The sequence below is a fragment of the Pseudooceanicola endophyticus genome, from assembly GCF_018760365.1.
Taxonomy (GTDB): Bacteria; Pseudomonadota; Alphaproteobacteria; order Rhodobacterales; family Rhodobacteraceae; genus Pseudooceanicola; species Pseudooceanicola endophyticus.
The window spans coordinates 145,619-162,654 of record NZ_JAHIAB010000004.1; the positions used below are offsets into that span (position 1 = coordinate 145,619).

The 17,036-nt window shown below is 66.2% G+C and carries 16 protein-coding genes; 9 read left to right on the forward strand and 7 right to left on the reverse strand.

Going from position 1 to position 17,036, the window contains the following annotated elements:
- Positions 1-28 precede the first annotated feature (28 nt).
- Positions 29-520, reverse strand: coding sequence for a DUF3576 domain-containing protein (locus KM176_RS09015; protein ID WP_160891118.1), 492 nt, complete (start codon positions 518-520; stop codon positions 29-31).
- Positions 521-817: 297 nt separating this feature from the next.
- Between KM176_RS09015 and KM176_RS09020 the strand changes: the two genes are divergently transcribed.
- Both KM176_RS09020 and KM176_RS09025 read left to right on the forward strand, forming a co-directional pair.
- A complete protein-coding gene (locus KM176_RS09020; protein WP_160891117.1) occupies positions 818-1,687 on the forward strand; it encodes a porin in 870 nt (289 codons plus the stop codon).
- A 132-nt stretch (positions 1,688-1,819) separates the two neighbouring features.
- On the forward strand, positions 1,820-2,473 hold the full coding sequence (locus KM176_RS09025) for a YggS family pyridoxal phosphate-dependent enzyme (protein ID WP_160891116.1): 654 nt from the start codon (positions 1,820-1,822) through the stop codon (positions 2,471-2,473).
- A gap of 6 nt (positions 2,474-2,479) precedes the next feature.
- On the opposite strand, the gene KM176_RS09030 is transcribed toward KM176_RS09025, so the two are convergent.
- On the reverse strand, positions 2,480-5,065 hold the full coding sequence (locus tag KM176_RS09030; RefSeq protein WP_160891115.1) for an ATP-binding protein: 2,586 nt from the start codon (positions 5,063-5,065) through the stop codon (positions 2,480-2,482).
- A 473-nt stretch (positions 5,066-5,538) separates the two neighbouring features.
- Between KM176_RS09030 and KM176_RS09035 the strand changes: the two genes are divergently transcribed.
- Positions 5,539-6,153 (forward strand): response regulator transcription factor, encoded by a 615-nt coding sequence (locus KM176_RS09035; RefSeq protein WP_160891114.1) that lies wholly within the window; start codon positions 5,539-5,541, stop codon positions 6,151-6,153.
- A gap of 12 nt (positions 6,154-6,165) precedes the next feature.
- Here KM176_RS09035 and KM176_RS09040 read toward each other — a convergent pair whose 3' ends face one another.
- Entirely contained in the window at positions 6,166-7,104 is a 939-nt protein-coding gene (locus KM176_RS09040) for a formylglycine-generating enzyme family protein (RefSeq protein WP_160891113.1), read from the reverse strand.
- Positions 7,105-7,212: 108 nt separating this feature from the next.
- On the reverse strand, positions 7,213-7,887 hold the full coding sequence (locus tag KM176_RS09045; protein ID WP_160891112.1) for a TetR/AcrR family transcriptional regulator: 675 nt from the start codon (positions 7,885-7,887) through the stop codon (positions 7,213-7,215).
- A gap of 414 nt (positions 7,888-8,301) precedes the next feature.
- On the opposite strand from KM176_RS09045, the gene KM176_RS09050 reads away from it, so the two are divergent.
- The 4 genes from KM176_RS09050 (at position 8,302) to KM176_RS09065 (ending at position 13,612) form a co-directional block, all read left to right on the forward strand.
- Positions 8,302-9,405 (forward strand): ABC transporter ATP-binding protein, encoded by a 1,104-nt coding sequence (locus KM176_RS09050; protein WP_160891111.1) that lies wholly within the window; start codon positions 8,302-8,304, stop codon positions 9,403-9,405.
- A 118-nt stretch (positions 9,406-9,523) separates the two neighbouring features.
- Positions 9,524-10,606 (forward strand): extracellular solute-binding protein, encoded by a 1,083-nt coding sequence (locus KM176_RS09055; protein ID WP_160891110.1) that lies wholly within the window; start codon positions 9,524-9,526, stop codon positions 10,604-10,606.
- Positions 10,607-10,725: 119 nt separating this feature from the next.
- Positions 10,726-12,423 (forward strand): ABC transporter permease, encoded by a 1,698-nt coding sequence (locus tag KM176_RS09060; protein ID WP_236045235.1) that lies wholly within the window; start codon positions 10,726-10,728, stop codon positions 12,421-12,423.
- A 10-nt stretch (positions 12,424-12,433) separates the two neighbouring features.
- On the forward strand, positions 12,434-13,612 hold the full coding sequence (locus KM176_RS09065) for an ABC transporter permease (RefSeq protein WP_160891109.1): 1,179 nt from the start codon (positions 12,434-12,436) through the stop codon (positions 13,610-13,612).
- A gap of 103 nt (positions 13,613-13,715) precedes the next feature.
- Here KM176_RS09065 and KM176_RS09070 read toward each other — a convergent pair whose 3' ends face one another.
- From KM176_RS09070 to KM176_RS09080, 3 genes are read right to left on the reverse strand one after another with little or no spacing between them, the layout of a single operon-like run.
- Positions 13,716-14,477: a LamB/YcsF family protein gene (locus KM176_RS09070; protein WP_160891108.1), complete on the reverse strand. Its 762-nt coding sequence runs from the start codon at positions 14,475-14,477 to the stop codon at positions 13,716-13,718.
- Positions 14,478-14,533: 56 nt separating this feature from the next.
- Entirely contained in the window at positions 14,534-15,235 is a 702-nt protein-coding gene (locus tag KM176_RS09075; protein ID WP_160891107.1) for a hypothetical protein, read from the reverse strand.
- Positions 15,207-15,509, reverse strand: a complete 303-nt coding sequence (locus tag KM176_RS09080) for a hypothetical protein (protein WP_160891106.1) — start codon at positions 15,507-15,509, stop codon at positions 15,207-15,209. Before KM176_RS09080 ends, KM176_RS09075 begins: the two co-directional genes overlap by 29 nt.
- Before the next feature lie 239 nt (positions 15,510-15,748).
- Between KM176_RS09080 and KM176_RS09085 the strand changes: the two genes are divergently transcribed.
- Both KM176_RS09085 and KM176_RS09090 read left to right on the forward strand, forming a co-directional pair.
- On the forward strand, positions 15,749-16,159 hold the full coding sequence (locus tag KM176_RS09085) for a hypothetical protein (RefSeq protein ID WP_160891105.1): 411 nt from the start codon (positions 15,749-15,751) through the stop codon (positions 16,157-16,159).
- 154 nt (positions 16,160-16,313) lie between these two features.
- Positions 16,314-16,946, forward strand: a complete 633-nt coding sequence (locus tag KM176_RS09090; RefSeq protein ID WP_160891104.1) for a ribonuclease HII — start codon at positions 16,314-16,316, stop codon at positions 16,944-16,946.
- Positions 16,947-17,036 lie beyond the last annotated feature (90 nt).

Below are 17,036 nucleotides of genomic sequence, written 5' to 3' on the forward strand. Positions count from 1 at the left end.
GCCGATGGGGGCAGAGCCCCCTCGCACCTCAGCGGCCGCGATCTGCCTTCAGCAGCTGGCGCGCCCGGGTCAGGATGGCATCCTCGACGGCCCGCTGGGTGGCGGCATCGACGGGGCGGCCATTGGCATTCTCCAGCGTCACGTTGAGCGAGCGGGCCTCCAGCGCGGGATCGCTGATCAGCACCGTCGCCCGGTAGCGCGCCGAACCGCCCGGCGGGGTGCCGTAGCCGGTGGAGATCACGCCGGTGAAGGGATCGACCGCCTCGATGGGCAGGAAATCAAGCACGTCGAGCGAGGCGTTCCAAAGGTAGCGGTTCACCGCGACCTTGCTGCCGTCGTCGCGCTGCTTGAACAGGTCCCAGATCTTGCCTTCCGAGCGGCCCTCGCGGATGCGCTGCTTTTCGGCCAGCTGCGCATCGACGTCATTGCCGTTCTTGAACACGTTGTTCTGTCCGCTGCACGCGCCCAGAACGACGAGCGATCCGATGGCCAGAAGCCGAATTGCGCCAGAAGACATCATGCGAAAGCCCCGTTTCCCGTGTTTCCTGAACGATCTACCGGACCCCGGAAAGGGGGGCAAGCGGCTTTCCCGTGATGGGCGGAACCCCCCGGATTTCCGCCGCCGTTTTTGCGCAGCGCCGGGTGGTGAAGCCGAAGCGGGCAAGGACTGTGGCAGAGTTGCACCAATGGCGTGTGCCAATTGGGGGCTGCCGGGCAGCGTGCTTGCCAAGTCGGCGTCAAAAGCGCCAAAGACCATTCATGCCCAATTCGGAGGGTCTTCGAAATTGGGGCAGACTGAGAAACCGAGGGAAACACCATGAAAAAGATTCTCTTTGCGACGACCGCGCTCGCGCTGTCCGCAGGCGCTGCAGCCGCTGACGTCAGCTTCACCGGCTTCGGCCGTTTCGCATATGTCTACGACGATCCCGATGCCGGCGACAGCTCGACCTACCTCGAGCAGCGTCTGCAGCTCGACATCCTCGGCACCACCGAGACCGACGGCGGCCTGACCCTGGGCGGCAAGTTCCGCACCCGTTCCTACGATGACGGTGACGCGAACACCACCACCAACAACGGCATGAACGCAGGTCAGATGTTCGTGTCCGCTGGCGGCCTGAAGGTCGAAGTCGGCAACGTCGACGGCGCTCTGGACAACATGTCCTACATCGGCCTCGGCACCATCGGTATCTCGAACTTCGTGTCGCCGATCAGCTCCTTCGCCTACAGCTCGACCGGCACGACCGTCGACACCGGCGTTGCAGCGATCTACTCGATGGGCGCCTTCGGTGCACACGTGTCCTACGACTCGAACATCGACAAGACCGACGCCGTCCTGTCGTTCACGACCGCAGGCTACACCTTCTCGATCGGTGGTTCGGACTACGACGACGACTCCGAGTGGACCAAGCTGGCAGCATCCGTCGGCGGCGAGCTGGCAGGCGTTGACTTCGGTCTGGGCTATGCCAACAACGGCGACGCAGGTGACTTCTACACCGCATACGGCCAGTTCGGCATCGCAGCCGGCACCACCATCGGCGCGTACCTGATGTACGGCGACCAGGACGACAACACCGGCGTCGGCGCAGACATCAAGTACGATCTGGGCGGCGGCGCAGCTCTGAAAGCTGGCGTCTACAACGACGACGACGGCACCTTCGCCGACGCAGGTGTGCAGTTCAACTTCTGATCCCAGAAGTTCGAACGCCTGATTGCGGAAGGGCAGGTCTTCGGACCTGCCCTTTTTCGTTGCGCCGGGTCGCGCCATATCCTACCCGATCCCCATCCACCCGCCCCGCATCGCCAAGACAGGAGAGGTCCCATGTCCCTCAGCGAGATCCGCAGCCGCATTCAGGCCGCCTGCGAAGAATTCGGCCGCGCCCCCGAAGAGGTGAAGCTGATCGCGGTCTCCAAGGTCCAGCCGGATGAACGTGTCCGCGCGGTCCTGGAAGAGGGGCAGCGCGTCTTCGGCGAGAACCGCGTGCAGGAGGCCGCCGGCAAGTGGCCCGGCTTCCGCGAGGAATTCGACGGCATCGAGCTGCACATCATCGGCCCGCTGCAGACCAACAAGGTGCGTCAGGCGATGGAGCTGGCCCAGGCCATCCATTCCGTCGACCGCCCGAAGCTGGCCCATGCCATTGCCCGCATCGCCGAGGAAACCGGCCAGTGCCCGGACCTGTTCATCCAGGTCAACACCGGAGAAGAACCCCAGAAGGCCGGCATCCTGCCCGCCGAGGCCGATGCCTTCATCGCCGAATGCCGGGATCTGAACCTGCCGGTCATCGGGCTGATGTGCATTCCCCCGGTGGAAGAGGAGGCGGCGCTGCATTTCGCGCTGCTGGCCAAGATCGCCGCGCGCAACGGGCTGAAGGGCCTGTCGATGGGCATGTCGGGCGATTTCGAGAAGGCGATTTCCTTCGGGGCGACCCATGTGCGGGTCGGTTCGGCGATCTTCGGCGCCCGCGATTACGGCTGATCCGGCTCAGGCGGTGTCCTGCGCGGCGGGGGCCCGGGGACAGGCTGCCGTCAGCTCGTGCCGGCTGTCCTGCCAGAGCGACATGATCCTTTCGATGTCGAAGGGATAGAGCGTCTCGCCGCGCTTCAGCCGGGTTTCCAGCATGTCCAGCGCGTCGCGCAGGGCGATCAGTCCGAAGGTCCCGCAGCTGCCGGCCAGGCGATGCGCCAGCGGGGCGATCTCCGGAGAGGTCAGCTCCAGTCGGCGCAGATGCGCCAGCTGCTCGGCGGTTTCATTCAGGAAGCGAGACAGCAGCCCCTCGTGGATCTTCGGCGCCAGATTGGCGCGCAGGGTCTCCAGCTGGGAGGTGTCGACCAGCGGCGCCCGATCCGGGCCTTCCTCGGCATCGGGCAGCTGGGTGACCACCGGCGCCATCGGGCGCAGCGCCTCGGCAAGGGTGCGCATCAGCTCCTCTCGGTCGATCGGCTTGTGGACACAGTGCTTCATGCCGGCGGCCTGGAAGCGCTCGAGCTCTTCGGGCAGGGCATGGGCGGTGACGGCGATGATCGGCACGATGGCGTTCGGACCGCCGCTCTTGCGGATCTGACGGGCGGCCTCGGGTCCGTCCATCACCGGCATGGAAATGTCCATGAGGATGGCGTCGTAGCGGTGCTCCAGCGCCATGTCGACGCCGATCTGGCCGTTCGTCGCCTCCGAGACCCGGTGCCCGGCGGCGCCCAGCATTTCGCGCGCGACGAATCGATTGATCTCGTTGTCCTCGACCAGCAGGAGGTCCAGCGGCGGCAGCTCCTCCGGGGTGGTTTCGGCCTTCGCCTTCGGCGCGGTCTGTTCCTTGCTGGGCGACAGCGCCAACCGGATCCAGAACAGGCTGCCCTCTCCGGGCTCGCTTTCCGCGCCGATCTGGCCGCCCATCAGGCTGATCAGGCGCCGGGTGATCCCCAGCCCCAGCCCCGAGCCCCCGGATTGCCGCGCATAGGAACTGTCGAGCGTCTCGAAATCCTCGAAGATCCGGTCCAGGTCCTCCTGGCGGATGCCGATGCCGGTGTCGATCACGCGGAACTCCACCTCCTGGCCGCCGCCCAGGATCTCGGCCTCCAGGGTGACGCGACCGTTGCGGGTGAATTTCACCGCGTTGCCGACCAGGTTCAGCAGCACCTGGCGCAGACGGCGCGGATCGCCCTCGCCGGTTTCGGCGGGGCTGCCGACCCAGGTCCAGGACAGCTGGTTGCCATTGGCATTGGCCAGCGGCAGCATGGTGTCGATCACCCCGTCCAGCAGCCGCGGGATCGAGAAGGGCCGGACCTCGGCGGTCATCTTGCCGGCCTCGAACTTCTCCAGGTCCAGCACGTCGTTGACCAGCCCCAGCAACAGCCGTCCCGAGGTCCGCATCCGGTCGGTCAGCGCCCGTTGCCAGGCGCTCAGCCGTTCCTCCTCCAGCAGCTGGAGCGTGCCCAGCAGCCCGTTCAGCGGCGTGCGCATCTCGTGGCTCATCATGGCCAGGAACTCGGACTTGGCACGCTGGCCGGCAACGGCGCGGTCGCGGGCAGCGGTCAGCAGCTCTTCGGCGGAGCGCCGGCGCGAGATGTCGCTGATGAAGGCCACGTAGTAGCCGCCGTCCTCGTCCGCTGCGCGCGCGAAGGAGAATTCCGCAGGGAAGTGATGGCCGGTGCTGTCCTGGGCCGTGACCTCGATCAGGCGTTCGGCCGGGGTGGGGGGCAGGCGGCCCTCGCGGTAGCGCCGCCCCATGGCCAGGATCTTCTGCGAATCCTCGGGGGCGAACAGCAGCTCGGGGGCGCGCCGACCCAGCACGTCGTTGCGCTTGAGGCCGAAGATGCGCTCTGCCGAGGCGTTGAACTCCAGGATATGGGCGGCGTCGTCGCAGACCACCACGGCGTCGCGCGAGGTCTCGATGATGGTCTGCATGCGCAGGGCATGGGCGCGCACCTGGCGGGTCTTCAGCGCGGCATCCCGGGCCAGCCGCGACAGCGCGTAGGCCAGCATCCCGAGGCCGACCACGAAGGCCAGCAGCAACAGCCCCATCAGCACCAGGCCGCGCGTCAGCGTGCGGCGGATCTGGTCGCCCGCATGGGTCAGGTTGTTCCGCCCGTTCAGCAGCACGTCGCGCACCTGCGGGGCCATGCCGCCGACGATGCGCGTCAGCCTGTCGACCTGCGCCCCCAGCACCGCATCGCTGGCGTCGATGGTCGGGATCATCTGTTCCAGCTGGTCCGAGATCGCGTGGATGCTGTCGGCATAGTCCGGATCGGTCCGGATCATGTCGCGGAACACTTCGCCCTCCAGCAGCACCTGCACGGCGCTGTAGAAGATGTCGAACCGCTGCCGGAGCTGGTTCAGCGTGTCGGGATCGCTGCTGCCATGCTCGACCGCATGGTAGAGCTTGCCGTATTCGGCATCGATCCGTGCCAGCGACCAGAGCGCGCCGTCCGAACGCGGGCTCGAGACGGCGTCGATCTCTTTCAGCAGGGCCCAGCCCATCCCCACCGCGACGATGGCGCAGGCCGCCAGAACCATCGCGGCGACCTGAGAGCGGATCCAGGCGCGGCGCAGGGTTTGGTCATTGCGGAACGGCATCGGAGGGGCACCTTGTGGACCGGGAGGCACGGCGGGGCCGCGCTTGGGAGGGATCATGGCCGAGCGGCATGCAGAAGGACATCGTGAAGGCCCAAGTTCTTGATATGAGACGTTCTGTCAAAGTCAATTGCCGCTCCGGTCGGCGTCTTGAAGGCGCGGACAAGGTGCGGTTGCAGAGACACGCGGCGGCACGGTCACAACTGCACATCAAGTTGCGCTAGGCCCTTCCCTTGGGAAGACCCTGTGAATATATCCATTGGGAGATACAACACATCCGATCGGGTAGGGTTCGCCGCCAAGCTGTATACCGCCAGGACGCGACCTGCTAAGGGTACCCTTGGGGAAGGCTGCGGGGACAGCCCACCGGGATATCGGGATACAGGTGGCCGTCTTCACGATGAAGCGCGGTTTCGAAAGGTTGAACGGTGGTGGGGGCCAGGGGGCCAACACCCAATATCAGGTGGCGTGAGCGGTTGAGAGTACTACTAGCGGATGATCATGAACTTCTCAGGGACACTCTGAACCTCTTCCTTGAGGGGGAGAAGGGCATCGAGACCCGTGCGGTCGCGACGCTGGATGATGCCCTCGTGCTGGCGGCCGAGCCGCCGGGGTTCAACGTGGTCCTGCTGGATTACCAGATGCCGGGGATGAACGGCCTTGAGGGGCTGCGGCGGATGCTGGACCTGCCGGGGCCACATCGGGTCGCGATCATCTCGGGCGTGGCGAACCGCGAGGTCGCCGAGGAAGCGCTGGCCGCCGGTGCGGCGGGTTTCCTGCCGAAGTCGCTCTCGGCGCGCTCGCTGGTGAATGCCGTGCGGTTCATGGACATGGGCGAGCAGTACGCGCCGCTGGAATTCATGAAGGCGCAGGAGGATGTCTCTCTGCATCCGCTGGCGCAGAAACTCTCGCAACGCGAGCTTGAGGTGCTGCAGGGGCTGAGTGTCGGCAAGTCGAACAAGCAGATCGCCCGCGACCTCGACGTCAGCGAGCCGACGGTGAAACTGCACGTGAAGACGCTCTATCGCAAGATCGGGGCGGCAAACCGCACCCAGGCGGCGCTGATCGCCAAGGAGCAGGGCCTGTTCTAGGCCTGCCGAGGCTCAGATCGGGGCGGAGACGCGAAAGCCCAGATCGCCCCGGGTCGTTGCCGGTATCTCGGCGCCGCGATCATGGACATGGTAGCGGGCGTCATGGCTGAGGTGGCACAGGAAGGAGCCGCCGCGGATCACCTGGCGTTCCGCCCGTTCGGGGCCCTCCGGGTCGCGCAGCGGCTGGCGGCGCGGCTCGGGCCGGGGCGCATAGGGATCGCGGATCCATTCCCAGACATTGCCGGTCATGTTGAAAAGCCCGTAGCCGTTCGGCGGATAGGCGGTGACCGGCGCCGTGCCGACATGGCCGTCGAGCCCGCTGTTGCGCACCGGGAAGTCGCCCTGCCAGGTGTTCATCCGGTGCAGTCCGCCGGGCATCATCGGGTTGCCCCATGGAAAGGCGCGCCGCTTCAGCCCGCCGCGCGCGGCGAATTCCCACTCTGCCTCGGTGGGCAGGCGCAGCCCGGCCCAGCGGCAGTAGGCCAGCGCATCGGCATGGCTGACATGAGTCACCGGGTGGTCGTCGCCGCCCCCGGGCGGGGCGCCGGGGCCATGAGGGTCGCGCCAGCAGGCGCCGGCGACGCAGCGCCACCAGGGCTGGCGCGGCAGGAGGTGGCGATGCCGTTCGGGATGGGACAGGAACAGCTGGAAGACCAGGCTCCAGCCGCGGGTCTCGGCGGTGGTGCGATGGCCGGTTGCGGCGACGAACCGGGCGAATTCGGCCCGGGTCACGGCGGTGGCGGAGATCCGGAAGGGAGACAGGCGGACCCGTTGCAGCGGCGCGTCGGTGGCCCCGCCCTGCGCCGTGACGGCGGCGCCCATGTCGAAGCTTCCGCCCCGCAGGGCAACCAGTGCCGCCCGAAGCTCGGCCCGCTCGCGCTGGCTGGCGAGGGGCTCTGCATCAAGGCAGGACGGCGGGGCAGCCGGGTCCGGAGGCGGGGCATCGTCCATGGGCATTCCGATCAAGAGATGCCGCAAGGGTAGCATGGGCCCGGCAGGCCCGGAAGGCGCGCCCGGGAACTTGGCCGGGGGTGTGGGATTTCGGCCCTGCCGGATGCCCTATCGTTCGGCCTCGAGGCTGCGCAGCGCCTCCTCGGGCGGCAGGTCGGGGCGGGGACGGGCCAGCAGCTCTGCGGCGTCCTGGCGGGACAGGCCGGCCAGGCACAAAAGCCGCAGCGTGGCGGCGGGCAGGCTCTCGGGGGCGGCCCCGGCGCGCAGCGCCGAAAGCGCCACGCCGACGATGGCATGGGTGGTCATCTGCCAGCTCAGCCGGGCATCGCCGGACCAGAACCGGCCCCGCGCCCCGCCGCGCTTCAGCAGGTCGATGGCGAAGGGGCCGATCCGCTGCGCCATGGCATCGGCGACGATCCCCGACCGCTCCAGCAGCTGGCGCCAGCGCGGGTCGGAGATGGCGGTTTCCAGCACGCAGGCCAGCATCATCGCGTAGACCTGTGCCGGGTCGTCGATCTCCTCTCCGGCCTGTTCGACACGCAGCGCCAGATCCTGCATGATCTCCTCCAGCACGGCGACCGCCAGCTCGTCCTTGGAGCGGAAGTAGTTGTAGACGGTCCCGGCGCCCATGTCGGCGCGGTCGGCGATCTCCAGCATGGTCGCGGCGTCGATTCCCTTTTCGGACATGACATCGCTGGCGGCACGAATCAGGGCGGCACGATTGCGCTTCTGGCGGCGCGCGACACGGCCCTCGCGCGTGGGGTCTGCCTTGTCTTCTGTCATGAAAAACTCATCCCTTCATACCTGAACGCTATTCAGGCCCGAGCACACCCGCAAGTGAATTGGCGGAAAGCGACCAGTTTCACGATCCTTGCGAACTGGCCCGCAGCCCGGCGCTTAACGGCTGAGCAGCGATCCCGTAGCAACATGGCTTGGGGAATTTAAGTGAAAAAATGGGGTTTCCATCTGAATGCTGGGATGTGAAGCTACGTCAACAATGATCAAAATCTGATCACGAACCCAGTTCATCGGTGACAGATTGCGACTGTAGGCCATCATATGATTGGCTTCCGCTCGTGAATGCGCAGGCTGAGACGCGAACGAGACGGGCTGAGGCGCCGTAGACGGGCGCCCTGCCGACAAGCCTAACGCGGGGACAACTTTCCGCGAAGAAAAAACGAAAACGGGGAGCCGGAATTGGCAGCAACATCCGAAAGCGAGGCGTTTGTCGCCTTCGAACGCGTGCAGAAAAGCTACGACGGTGAGGCGCTGGTCGTGAAGGACCTCAACCTTTCGATGCCGAAGGGGGAATTCCTGACCATGCTGGGCCCGTCGGGGTCCGGCAAGACGACCTGCCTGATGATGCTCGCGGGGTTCGAGACCGCCACCCATGGCGAGATCAAGCTGGACGGCGTCAGCATCAACAACATCCCGCCGCACAAGCGCGGCATCGGCATGGTGTTCCAGAACTACGCGCTGTTCCCGCACATGACCGTGGCCGAGAACCTCTCGTTCCCGCTGGAAGTGCGCAAGATGGGCAAGTCCGACCGCGAGGCGAAGATCAAGCGCGCGCTCGACATGGTGCAAATGGGGGCCTTCGCGGGGCGCCGTCCGACCCAGCTTTCGGGCGGCCAGCAGCAGCGGATCGCCCTGGCCCGCGCCCTGGTGTTCGAACCCGAGCTGGTGCTGATGGACGAACCGCTCGGCGCGCTCGACAAGCAGCTGCGCGAGCACATGCAGTTCGAGATCACCCGCCTGGCCCATGATCTGGGGATCACCACGGTCTACGTGACCCACGACCAGACCGAGGCGCTGACCATGTCGGACCGGGTCGCCGTGTTCAACGACGGTCGCATCCAGCAGCTGGCGCCGCCCGACATCCTTTACGAAGAGCCGGAAAACAGCTTCGTTGCCCAGTTCATCGGCGAGAACAACACCCTGGAAGGCACCGTGAAAGAGATCACCGGCCCGCGCAGCTGCACCGTGCAGCTGGACGGCGGAGAGATCATCGCGGCGCGCCCCGTCAACGTCTCCGAGCCGGGGCAGCGCACCCGCGTGTCGATCCGCCCCGAGCGGGTCGAGATGAACAAGGACCGTCTTCAGGAGGGCGCACACCTTCTGAAGGCCGAGGTGCTGGAGTTCATCTACATGGGCGACATCTTCCGCACCCGCCTGCGGGTCGCGGGCAACAACGATTTCGTGGTGAAAACCCGGAACGCGCCGGACCAGGTCCGCCTGAAAAAGGGCGAGACGGTCGAGATCGGCTGGCTTCCGGATGACTGCCGGGCGCTTGACGCCTGATCGCCTTTGCTGCGCGCGGCGCCCCGGACAGGCGCGGCGCGCGGCCCAGAGATCCTGAACGTTCCGCCCGTAACGCGGGATCCTATCACCAAGCAACCGGGCGCAAAGGGAGTATGACATGCAACTGACCAAAACGCTGCTCGCAGGGACGGCGCTTGCGCTGCTTGCGGGAGGAGCCAGCGCCATGGACCTGACCTTCGTGTCCTGGGGTGGTGCTTACCAGAACTCGCAGCTGAAGGCCTATGTTGAGCCCTACGTGAAAGAGCATCCCGATGTCTCCGTCACCTGGGATGAATCCTCGGCCGAGGCCGTCGCCAAGCTGCGCGCCATGAACGAAGCCGGCAACATCACCTGGGACCTGGTGGACGTGGTCGCCGCGGACGCCATCCGCCTGTGCGACGAAGGCCTGGCGATGGAATACGATCCCGACGAACTGCTGGCGCCGGCGCCCGATGGCACCCCGGCCTCGGAAGACTTCGGCGACATGATCGTGTCCGACTGCTTCATCCCGCAGATCGTCTACTCGACCGCCGTGGGCTACCGCACCGACATGGTTCCGGAAGGCGAAGATCCGCCCTCCTCGATCTGCGACCTGTTCGACCTGCAGAAGTACCCGGGCAAGCGCGCGCTTGAGAAGCGTCCGATCAACAACATGGAATGGGCGCTCTACTGCGACGGCGTTGCCAAGGATGACATCTACGACGTCCTGGCCACCGACGAGGGGCAGGAACGTGCACTCAAGAAGCTCGACACCATCAAGAGCGATGTCGTCTGGTGGAACGCCGGCGCCGACACGCCGCAGCTGCTGGCCGATGGCGAAGTCTTCATGGGCTCCACCTACAACGGTCGCCTCTACTCGGTGATCGAGGATCAGCATCAGCCCGTGGGTATGCTGTGGGACATGCAGGTCTTCGACCTTGACGGCTGGATCATTCCCGCCGGCCTGCCCGAGGATCGCCTGAAGGCCGTCGAGGACTTCCTGAAGTTCGGCACCGACACCCAGCGTCTGGCCGACCAGGCCAAGTACATCTCCTACGGTCCGGCCCGCAAATCCTCCGCGCCGCTGGTTCCGGAGAACATGAAGCAGCACATGCCGACCGATCCGGAAAACGCCAAGAATACCCTGCTCTACAACTACGAGTTCTGGGCGGACTACCGCGACGACATCGACGCGAAGTTCCAGGCCTGGCTGGCCAAGTGATCCGGTCCTGACCGGCTGACACGGGGGCGGGCCGATCTCTTGGCCCGCCCCGCCAATAGGGGAGGCTTCCGCGCCATGACGGAAGTCCATGACAACAGACAAGAACCGACAGGGACGATATGACCGACACGACCCAGAACGGTCCGATGGGCGGCACCCCGCCCGAGGAGAAGGCCAGTGGCCCGATGCTGGCGGCCGACGGCCGGCCGCTCAAGCGCAGCCTCAACCGGGCGCTGCGGCGCCAGAAGTTGCGGGCGCTGGCGCTGATCGCGCCGCTGCTGATCTTCGTCCTCGTGACCTTCATCGCGCCGATCGCGGACATGCTGTTCCGCTCGGTCGAGAACGACATCGTCTCGAACACGCTGCCCAGCACCACCGCGGAGCTGAAAAGCTGGGACCACACCACCGGACAGCCGCCCTCCGAGGCGGTGTTCGAGGATTTCTACTTCGACATGTTCGCGGCCTCCGAGGCCAAGCAGCATACCCGCCTGGGCACCCGGCTGAACTACGAGGACACCGGCGTTTCCTCGATGTTCCGCTCTTCCGGGCGCAAGCTGGACGATCTGGGCAAGGATTACCTCAAGGCGCTGAAGAAGATCGACAAACGCTGGGATGACGGGGCCTTCGTCTACAGCCTGATGCAGGGCCAGGGTACGCCCGACACCGCCGTCGTCGATCACAGCCGCACCGCGATCCACAAGTTGACCGGCGCCGAAACCGCCGGCGACCTGGGCTTTGCCCCCTCCGAGGCGGTGGCCAAGCTGCTGCCGGACATGACCCGCGCCTATACCGATTTCGCGGTCTATACCGGGCTGGTCGACGGCAAGGATGTCGCCAAGGAAGACCCCTGGGAATCCGTCTACGTGGGCCTGGTGCTGGACCTTCAGAAGGCCGACGTGTCGGGCTATGATGGCCCCGGCGCCGACCTGCTGAAGACCACCAAGGCCGATCTGGGGCAGATCCCGGTGGAAAGCCTGAAGGACTTCTTCGCCAAGATGGACAAGAAGTGGATCGACCCGGACATCTGGGCGACGATCCAGACCTACAGCCCCAAGTACACCTCGGGCTACTTCCTGAACGCCATCGACCTGCAGCTGACCCCTGACGGGATCAAGCAGCGCGACGAGGACCAGCAGATCTACATCATGCTGTTCAAGCGCACGCTGTTCATGTCGCTGGTGATCACCTTCTCCTGCATCGTGCTGGGCTATCCGGTGGCCTGGCTGCTGGCGAACCTGCCGGCCGCCAAGGCCAACCTGCTGATGATCCTGGTGCTGTTGCCGTTCTGGACCTCGCTTCTGGTGCGGACATCGGCCTGGAAGATCATGTTGCAGCAGCAGGGCGTCATCAACGACGTGCTGGTCTGGCTGGGGATGGTCGATGACGGGCATCGCCTGGTGATGATCAACAACCAGTTCGGTACCATCGTGGCCATGACCCACATCCTGCTGCCTTTCATGATCCTGCCGCTCTATTCGGTGATGCAGGGCATCCCGCCCAGCTACCTGCGCGCGGCGAAATCGCTGGGGGCCACCAACTGGACGGCGTTCTGGCGGGTCTACTTCCCGCAGTCGGTGCCGGGCATCGGGGCGGGCTCGATCCTCGTGTTCATCCTGGCCATCGGCTACTACATCACGCCGGAAATCGTCGGCGGCACCACCGGCACCTTCATTTCGAACCGGATCGCCTATCACATCTCGAGTTCGCTGAACTGGGGGCTGGGCGCGGCTTTGGGGGCCATCCTGCTGGTCATCGTGCTGCTGCTCTACTGGGCCTACGACCGCATCGTCGGCATCGACAACGTGAAGCTGGGCTGAGGAGGGCATCATGGCCGTTACCATCGCAAAACCGACCTCTGCCACCTTCGCCGCCGGCTGCGCGGCCGGGTTCGGCGCCTTCTTCGGGCTGTTCATCGGCACCGCCTCTGGCTCGGGCCCGCTGGGCGTGATCGCGGGCGCCGTGCTGATGTTCGTGCTCAGCTTCCTGGCGGTGCAGACCATGCGCGGCCAGGAGAAGACCGCCAAATGGGCCTTCCTGGTTCTGTTCACCGTGGCGGGGGCGCTGTTCAGCGGCATCCCCGGCGCGGTGCTGGGGCTGCTGTTCGGCTACTTCTTCGGGCATGTCACCTTCTGGCTGGCCTCGGGGCGCTACCGCACGGCGCTGCCGCCCTACCTGACCCCCGGCCAGGTGCTGTGGCACTATGCCTTCCGCACCATCGTCGGTGCCATCCTGGTGTTCCTGATCACCCCGATCCTGGTGGTCATCCCGCTGTCCTTCAACGCCGAGAACTTCTTCACCTTCACGCCCGCCATGCTGCATTTCGATCCGGCGGGCTATTCTCTGAAGCACTACCGCGACTTCTTCACCAGCTCCGACTGGCAGGGGGCGCTGTGGAACTCGGTGCGGATCGCGCCGGTGGCGACGATCCTGGCGGTGGGCTTCGGCACGCTGGCGGCGATCGGCCTGTCGCAGCCGCATGTGCCGTTCCGCCAGTGGATCATGGCGATCCTGATCTCTCCGATGATCGTGCCGCTGATCATCTCGGCGGCGGGGATGTATTTCTTCTACTCGCGCATCGGGCTGCAGGGGACCTACTGGGGCGTCGTGCTGGCCCATGCGGCGCTTGGCATTCCCTTCGTGATCATCACCGTGACGGCGACGCTGGTGGGCTTCGACCGCAGCCTGGTGCGGGCGGCGGCGAACATGGGGGCAAACCCGGTCACCACCTTCTTCAAGGTGCAGATGCCGCTGATCCTGCCCGGCGTGATCTCGGGGGCGCTGTTCGCCTTCATCACCTCGTTCGACGAGGTGGTGGTGGTGCTGTTCGTGGGCAGTGCGGGCCAGAAGACGCTGCCCTGGCAGATGTTCACAGGGCTGCGCGAGCAGATCTCTCCGACGATCCTGGCGGTGGCGACGATCCTGGTGGCGATCTCGATCCTGCTGCTGACCACGGTAGAGCTGCTGCGCCGGCGCAGCGAGAAGCTGCGGGGCATGTCGCCGAGCTGAGGGGCGACGCCTTCGGGAAAAGGGAAGGGGGGCCGTCGGCCCCCCTTCTTGCGTCTGGCGACGCAATTCATCCCCCCGAAGGTATTTGGAACAAGAAAATGGCTCAGGCGAAGGCGGTGAGGGAGATGCCGGCGGCGGTGAGGTGCGCGCGCAGGTCCCGGGCCATGGCGACGGCGGTCGTGCTGTCGCCATGCACGCAGATCGAGCGGGCGGCCAGGGGAACGGGATCGCCGCCCACCGTGGGCATCAGGCCGGTGTCGAGGAACTGCAGGATGCGTGCGGCGGCTTCGGCCGGGTCGTGGATCATCGCGCCCGGGGTGCCCCGGGGCACGAGGAGACCTTCGGGCGTGTAGCCGCGGTCGGCGAAGATTTCCGAGAAGGTGGGGATGCCGGCGGCGCGGCCCGCGCTTTCCAGCTCCGTTCCCGAGACCGCGAGCAGCGCCAGGTTGCCGGGCTGGGCGCGGATGGCGGCGGCGATGGCATCGGCGGCGGGGCGATTGACGCAGGCGAAGTTGTTGAGCGCGCCATGGGGTTTCACGTAGCTGACCCGGGCGCCCGCCAGGGCGGCGATGCCGCCGAGCGTGCCGATCTGCGCCGCCGTCATGGCGGTGATCTGCGCCGGCGTCATCGGGATCACCCGGCGCCCGAAGCCCAGCGGATCGGCATAGCCCGGGTGGGCCCCGATGCTGACGCCCTTTTCGACGCAGAGCCGGAGGCTGGCCAGCATCGTGTCGGGATCGCTGGCGTGGCCGCCGCAGGCGATATTGGCGGAATTGACGATATCCAGCATCGCGGCGTCGTCGCCCATGGCCCAGGGGCCGTAGGCCTCGCCCAGGTCGGAGTTGAGATCGATGGTCTTGGTCATGCAGGCCCCCTTTTCGCCGCAGGATCCGTGGGCGGGGCCGGGATGGCAAGCCCCCCTCAGAGCATCCGGATCACGTCCTTGCCGACCGAAAGCACATAGCCGCGCCGGGCGATGTTCTTGACCAGCAGCTCCGAGACGATCTGGTTGCCCAGCGTGTCGCGCAGCCGCTTGATACGGGTGGCGCCGGCAGCTTCCTCGCAATCGGTTTCGGCCTTGCCGGAGATCACGGATTCGATCTGCGCGCCCGAGAGGACCTCATCGTCCAGCCGGGCCTCGGCCAGCACGGACAGGGTTTCCAGCGCCGCATCGGTCAGCTTGAAGCCGAGGTTGTTGAGATAGACGGTCTTTTCCTCGCGCGAGATCATCAGGGAATTCACCTCGATCCCGGCGCGTTCGATCTGCGCCATGCGCCGGTTCAGCATCACCAGCATGACAATCGCGCCGAGGGCGGCCAGCAGCAGCGCCGCCGAGAACACCAGCAGCACGAAGATCACGATCCGGTAGGAGCTGAGGGTTTCCGAAAACGCCGTTCCCGAGAGCGCAAGGATGTTCAGCAGCTTGACCTCGGCCTGGGTGGTCAGGTCGTTGTCGACGAAGATCTGCTCGACCTGGGCATTGAAGGCGCCGGCATCGGGCAGGTTCAGGAACAGGAAGACCGCGGCCAGCGCCAGGATCCCGACCACGGCGGCCAGGCCGATGGCCACCGCCCGGGTGCCCGAGCGGCGCAGGTCAGAAGCGAAGATAATAGGGTCCGGCATTGGCTTTCCTGCTGTCGAGTCCGCTGTCGTCGAAGACGGAGACGATATTGAGCAGGTCGAAGCCCGCCTTCGCAAGGCGCTTGCGCACGTCGCCCTTCACCTGGTCCCTGGAACAGGCAGAGACCTGCATGACGCCGTAGATCAGCTCGTAGGGTTTGTCACGCTTGGCCTTGAAATCGGCATAGCAGGTGGCCTGGGCGCTGGCCGGTACGGCCAGGGCCAGCAGGGTCAGAACCGCGAGGAGCGGCCCTGTGAGGGTACGGATCGGTCTCATGCGGTTACTCTGGAGACAGTGTGGGCGTCAGGCAATAACACGGCGGCTTCCCGCCGGTGATATGCGATAACAGCCATGTAAACAGGGGCTTTTCCGCTCATGTTATCCGATAGCAGGGGGCTGATATTGCCCGGCAGGGGGGTGAGGCACAGGTTGGCCCTCAGTCAAGGCGCCCCCCGGGTCCCGGCAGAATCGCCGCCCCGCCCCCAGGTGCCCCAGCCCCCGAAGAGGACATCTACATGACCCTGAATGCACGCTTCCCCCGCCGCCTCGTGGCCGGCACCGCCGCTGCCGTCCTGGCCCTGGGCATGGCCACCGCCACCCCGGCGGCCGCCCAGCAGAACCCCGACATGGCGAAGGTCATCGTGGGCGCGACCGCCCTGGCGATCATCGGTTCCGCCCTGGTGAACGAGAACAAGCACCGCGACCGCGACCGCCGCGTCTATCGGGTCGAGCCGCCGCGCGCCCATCCCCAGCCGATGGCCGTGCGCCCGCTGCCGCGCGATTTCCGCCCCGATCCGCGCCGGGTGCCGGACCGGTTCCGCGATGACCGCCACGATCCCCGTTACTGGCGCGACGATCACCGCGACAACCGGCGCGACTGGCGCGACGACCATCGCGATGGGCGCCGTGACTGGCATGATCACTGATCCCGTCTTCCGTGCCCGGGCCCGCTGAATCGCCCCTTCGGGCCGGGCGCGGACAGCCCCGCCGGGTCTTCCCGGCCGGGTCGGTGAGGGGGGCGTCCCCAGGCCCTCCTCACCCCTCTTGCGCAGGCTTTCCGGCTCTGCTCAAACCGCTGTCATGACCGACAGACCCGTTCCCGACTTCACCCACGAGACCGCCCTTTTCGCCGAGGGCTACGCCCATGTCGCCGGTGTCGACGAGGTCGGGCGTGGCCCGCTTGCCGGCCCCGTGACCGCCGCCGCCGTGATTCTGGATCCGGCGCGCATCCCCGCCGGGATCGACGATTCCAAGCGCCTGACCGAAAGGCGCCGCGAGGAGATCTACGAACAGCTCTGCGCCGAGCACTGGGTCTCGGTCGCACAGGCCAGCGTGGCCGAGATCGACGAGATCAACATCCTGCAGGCCAGCCATCTGGCGATGTGCCGCGCCATCGAGGGCCTGGCCCGCAAGGCCGATTTCGTGCTGGTGGACGGCAACCGCATCCCGAAGGCGCTGACCCTTCCGGCTCGGGCCATCGTGAAGGGCGATGCGCGGGTCCTGTCGATCGGTGCGGCCTCGATCGTGGCGAAAATCGCCCGGGATCAGGTCATGCGGGACTTGGCGCAACACTATCCCGGCTACGGCTGGGAGCGGAACGCCGGTTACCCGACCCCGACCCACAAGCAGGCGCTACAAGACCTCGGTGTGACCCCACACCATAGGCGATCCTTCGCCCCCGTGCGCAGTATCTTGTGTCGAGAGCAAAACTAAAACCCTCAATCAAATAAACAAATTGACGGCGAATCCGCTTTGACTCATTTTGTGATCTCAAGACGAGCGCATAAAAAACCGCGCCGTAGT